Annotated in this window: 5 protein-coding genes and 1 pseudogene; 1 reads left to right on the plus strand and 5 read right to left on the minus strand. The window is 70.9% G+C overall.

The genetic code is table 11. The features are described 5' to 3' along the window. The first annotated feature begins 66 nt into the window (after positions 1-66). A complete protein-coding gene (locus tag AC2H6A_RS17930) occupies positions 67-408 on the plus strand; it encodes a c-type cytochrome (protein WP_484275083.1) in 342 nt (113 codons plus the stop codon). A gap of 85 nt (positions 409-493) precedes the next feature. Here the strand turns inward: AC2H6A_RS17930 and moeA are convergent, their stop codons facing one another. From moeA to AC2H6A_RS17955, 5 genes and pseudogenes are all read right to left on the minus strand, one after another. Continuing rightward, positions 494-1780 carry a molybdopterin molybdotransferase MoeA gene (gene moeA, locus AC2H6A_RS17935; RefSeq protein WP_484275084.1) on the minus strand — a complete coding sequence of 429 codons (1287 nt, stop codon included), beginning with the start codon at positions 1778-1780 and terminating at the stop codon, positions 494-496. Beyond that, a complete protein-coding gene (gene mobA, locus AC2H6A_RS17940; RefSeq protein WP_484275085.1) occupies positions 1777-2436 on the minus strand; it encodes a molybdenum cofactor guanylyltransferase MobA in 660 nt (219 codons plus the stop codon). The genes moeA and mobA overlap by 4 nt, the downstream gene beginning before the upstream one ends. Further along, entirely contained in the window at positions 2433-3299 is an 867-nt protein-coding gene (locus tag AC2H6A_RS17945) for a formate dehydrogenase accessory sulfurtransferase FdhD (protein WP_484275086.1), read from the minus strand. The genes mobA and AC2H6A_RS17945 overlap by 4 nt, the downstream gene beginning before the upstream one ends. 6 nt (positions 3300-3305) lie before the next feature. Continuing rightward, on the minus strand, positions 3306-4409 hold the full coding sequence (gene moaA, locus AC2H6A_RS17950) for a GTP 3',8-cyclase MoaA (RefSeq protein ID WP_484275087.1): 1104 nt from the start codon (positions 4407-4409) through the stop codon (positions 3306-3308). A 115-nt stretch (positions 4410-4524) separates the two neighbouring features. Next, positions 4525-4745: pseudogene (locus tag AC2H6A_RS17955) on the minus strand (DNA polymerase III subunit gamma/tau); the annotation flags it as partial.

The following is a 4745-nucleotide window of genomic DNA, read 5'->3' on the forward strand; positions in this document are numbered from 1 at the left end:
TTCGCTCAGCGACCAGGAGATCGCCGATCTCGCCGCCTACTACGCCGGCAAGTGAGGAGCCCCGTCATGATCGCCACCCCCATGTTCTCCCGCGGCCTGCTGGCCTGCGCCCTCCTGCTGCCGGTCGGTGCCGCGCTGGCTGCCAACCCCGAACTCGGTCGCCAGAAGGCCGAGCAGGTCTGCGCGTCCTGCCACGGCAAGGATGGCAACACCCCGATCGATCCCTCGTATCCGAAGCTGGCCGGACAGCACAAGGATTTTCTCGAGCGGGCCCTGCTCGACTACCGCAGCGAGGCGCGCAAGAACGCCATCATGGTCGGTCAGGCCAAGCAGCTCTCTCGCGAGGATGTCCGCAACCTTGCGGCGTACTACAGCTCGCTGCCGGGCGGGCTCTCGGTCCGCCGCTGATCGCATCCGGTCGGGCGGATGCCCGGCCGCGGCCCGGCCCGACCGGGCCGGTCTTCTGCCGATCGGGTGATGGCGGGCTCTCCGATCAGAGCAGGCCCTCGAAGAGCAGGCAGGGCACCCGGTCTCCGGGTTGCACATCGCCCTGCTCGTGGCCCAGCACCATGATGGCGTTGGCCTCCGACATCGATCTCAGCACGCCCGATCCCTGACTGCCGGTGGTGCGCACCGCCAGCTCACCGCCGGCGCCCACGCTCACCCGGGCGCGCTGGTATTCGGTGCGGCCGGGGCGCTTGCGCAGCCGCTCCTGGGCGTGCGCCAGCACTGGCAGCGGGTCTTCGGCCGTGGCGCCCATCATGCGCAGCAGGGCTGGCCGGGCGAAGAACAGGAAGGTGATCATCACCGCCACCGGATTGCCGGGGAGCCCGAAGTAGCGCGCGCTGCCGATCCGGCCATAGGCGAGCGGCCGGCCCGGGCGCATGGCGATCGTCCAGAAGGCCACCTCGCCCAGACGCGCCATGATGTCGCGGGTAAAGTCGGCTTCGCCCACTGACACGCCGCCCGAGGAGATCACCGCGTCGGCGCAGCCGGCCGCCTGCGCGATGGCGGCCTCGAGGTGCGCCGGATCGTCGCGCACCACGCCCAGGTCGATCACCTCCACGCCCAGGCGCGTGAGCATGCCGTACAGGGTATAGCGGTTGCTGTCGTAGACCTGCCCGGGGCCGAGCGCTTCGCCGAGGCTGGCGATCTCGTCACCGGTGGACAGGCAGGCGACCCGCAGGCGACGGCGTACCGGAGCCTCGGCGATGCCGAGCGAGGCGATCAGGCCGAGGTCTGCCGCGCCGAGGATGCGTCCGGCAAGCAGGGCGGCACGCCCGCGGGCGAGGTCTTCGCCGGCGAGCCGACGGTTCTGTCCGCGCTGCTGGCCCTGTGGCACGACAACCGCTTCACCTTCGGCGCTCAGCGCTTCCTGCAGCACCACGGTGTCGGCGCCGACCGGCATGACTGCGCCCGTCATGATGCGAACCGCTTCACCGGCGCCCACCGCGTGCGCGCAGGGCTTGCCGGCATAGGCCGCGCCGATCACCCGCAGCCGGGTCGGGGCATCGGCCGCGAGATCGGCATGGCGCATGGCGTAGCCATCCATGGCCGAGTTGTCGTGGGCCGGCACATCGATCGGCGAGGCGATGTCGTGCGCCAGGACCCGGCCCAGACAGTCGCGGATCGGCAGGCGCTCGACCGCCTGCACCGGGTCGAGGGTTCGGGCGATCAGTGCGCAGGCGTCGGCCACCGGCAGCGCGGCCGGGTTGTAGGCAGGCAGTTCGGCAATCGCCTGGGCGAGGCTGGCGGGCGTATCGATGCGGCTTCGGGTCATTCCAGGGCCTGCAGGTCGGCAAGGGTGTTGATGTTGCGGAAGGCCTCCTCGTCGGGGAAGTCGACCACGGCGGCTGGCAGCGGGCGGTACCAGGCATCGATGCGTCGCCCGCCCTGGGCAAGGTAGCCGGCCAGTCCATCATGCAGGCACGTGGCGGCAAGCAGGAACACCGGTTGATCGCGGCCCGCGCTGCGGGCCACCGCCACCGCCGTGCGCTGCGCCCGGGCCGCAACGGCCAGCCGTGCGACCAGATCGTCGGGCATGAATGGCGAGTCGCAGGGCACCATGATCACCCAGGGTGTGCGCGCCGCTGCCATGCCGCCGAGCAGGCCGGCCAGCGGCCCGGCGAAGTCAGGCAGGGCATCGGCCACCACCTCGGCGCCGAAGCCGCGATAGGTTTCGGCGTGGCGGTTGGCATTGATGAGCAGCTCACCCACCTGCGGGCGCAGCCGCTCGATCGCATGCTGCGCGAGCGGGCGGCCCCGGAAGGGCATCAGTCCCTTGTCGGTGCCCTGACCGTCAGCACTCATGCGTCGGCCCAGGCCGCCGGCGAGCACGAGTCCGGTGATCTGTGCCGGTGCAATCCCGGCGTCTGCGGCGCCCTTGGCGGCCGCGGCGCCGGGCGGGACGGCGGAGGGGGCGGGATCGTGCTTCATGCCGGGGCCGCGGGTTTGAGGCGGTCGAAACGCTGCGCGCCGGTGAACAGCAGGTAGTGACGGCCCTGGCAGCGACCGATCAGGGTCAGGCCGAGATCCTCGGCCAGCGTATGCCCCATGCGCGTGAGGCCCGAGCGCGACACCAGGAAGGGCACGCCGATCTGGGCGCACTTGATCACCATCTCGGAGGTGAGCCGCCCGGTGGTGTAGAAGATCTTGTCGGTGCCGGCGATGTCCTCCAGCCACATCCAGCCGGCAATTGCATCCACCGCATTGTGCCGGCCGACATCTTCCACATAGCGCAGGATCCGGCCCGCCTCACCGGGCGTGTTCGTGCACAGCGCGCACCCGTGCACCGCGCCTGCCTGCTTGTAGATGCTGTCGTGGCGTCGGGCCTCGTCGAGCACGCGCATCAGCGTGGCTTCGCTCAGGCGGGCCTCGGCGGGCAGGGCGGGTGGGGCGAGCGACTCGAGCAGATCGCCGAAGAGCGTGCCCTGACCGCAGCCGCTGGTGACGGTGCGACGGGCCAGCGAGGTGGCGGCGGCCTCGTCGGACCACAGCGGCACGCCGCGATCGGCCAGACTGCGGCTGGTGACAGCCACCGCCGAAACCGACCAGTCGACCTGGATCGCGGCCACCTCTGACACCGAGCCGAGCAGTCGCTGGTTGCGCAGGTAGCCGAGGGCGAGCTCCTCGGGAGCGGCGCCGAGGGTCATCAGCGTGACCACCTCGCGGCGGTCGAGGTAGAGCGTGAGCGGGTGTTCGTCGGCGATCTCGACGGCGCGGACATGGCCATGCTCGTCCTGGGCCGACACCGTCACGGTGGCCGGTCGGGGGCACCGGCTGAGCGTGGGGCGCGTCATGCGCCGCTAGCCGCCGATGTAGGACATCTCGATCTTGCGCAGCGCGGCGGTCTGCGCGGAGCGGATCTCGGAGTAGCGGTCGTCGCGGCCCAGCCAGACATGCGCGATGGCGCGGGCGATCTGCGCGTCGTCGTGGCCGCCGCGCAGGAGCGCGCGCAGATCGTGGCCACGCTCGGCGAACAGGCAGGTGTAGAGCCGGCCTTCGGTGGACAGGCGGGCACGGGTGCAGCCGCCGCAGAAGGGGCGGGTGACCGAGGAGATGACGCCGATCTCGCCCTGGCCGTCCTGATAGGTCCAGCGCTCGGCGACTTCGCCCTGATAGTTGGCCTCGAGGCTGCGCAGCGGGTGGACGGCGTGGATGCGTTCGACCACCTCGGCGCTGGGCACCACATCGTCCATCTGCCAGCCGTTGGAGGCGCCCACATCCATGAACTCGATGAAGCGAAGGATGTGACCCGAGCCGCGGAAATGACGGGCCATGGGGACGATCTGCGTGTCGTTGACGCCGCGCTTGACCACCATGTTGACCTTGACCGGCGCCAGTCCGGCGTCGCGGGCGGCGTCGATGCCCTGGAGCACATCGGCCACCGGGAAGTCGACATCGTTCATCTGCCGGAACACCGCATCATCAATGGCATCGAGGCTGACGGTGACCCGTTGCAGACCCGCATCGCGCAGCGCCCGGGCCTTGCGGGCGAGCAGCGAGCCGTTGGTGGTCAGGGTGAGATCCAGAGGCTGACCCTCGCGGGTCTGCAGGCGTGCGAGCTTCTCGATGAGACGCTCGAGGTGACGCCGCAGCAGCGGCTCGCCGCCGGTCAGGCGGATCTTCTCGACCCCATGATCGATGAAGACGCGCACCAGGCGTTCGATCTCTTCGAAGCTGAGCAGCGAGCTCTGGGGCAGGAAGGCGTAGTCGGTGCCGAAGACCGACTTCGGCATGCAGTAGGTGCAGCGGAAGTTGCAGCGGTCGGTGACCGAGATCCGCAGGTCATGCAGGCGGCGGCCGAGGCGGTCCTGCGGAGGACCCGAGGGAATCTCGCCTGCGGCGGGCACATGCGGCGGAAGGCGCTGGTAGCGCTCGTCGGCGATGGAGATGATGCGTTCGGTCATGATGGCCCGATCATCTTAGCAACCCGCCGCGCGATGACCCGCATTGGCCGCCAGGGTTGCGGGCGGCATCCGGCTTGCCGGCGGCCAGAGGCCTGCCGGCAAGCGGTGCGGGCAATCAGGCGTCGGGCGGCGGATTGCGGGTCTCGACGAGTTGCAGCGGCTCCGAGGCCACCGGTGCGCGCGGCTTGCGGATCCGCGCGGGGCGAGGCGCAGCGGGCGCCTCGGGCTCGGTTTCGACCGCTCGGGCACGGGTCTCGACCAGCTGCAGGCCCGCGCCTGCCACGAGGCTCGCCAGGGACGGGGCGGGCGGCGCAGGCTCGGCCGCGGCCACGGGAG

This window comes from Quisquiliibacterium sp. (assembly GCF_982640115.1).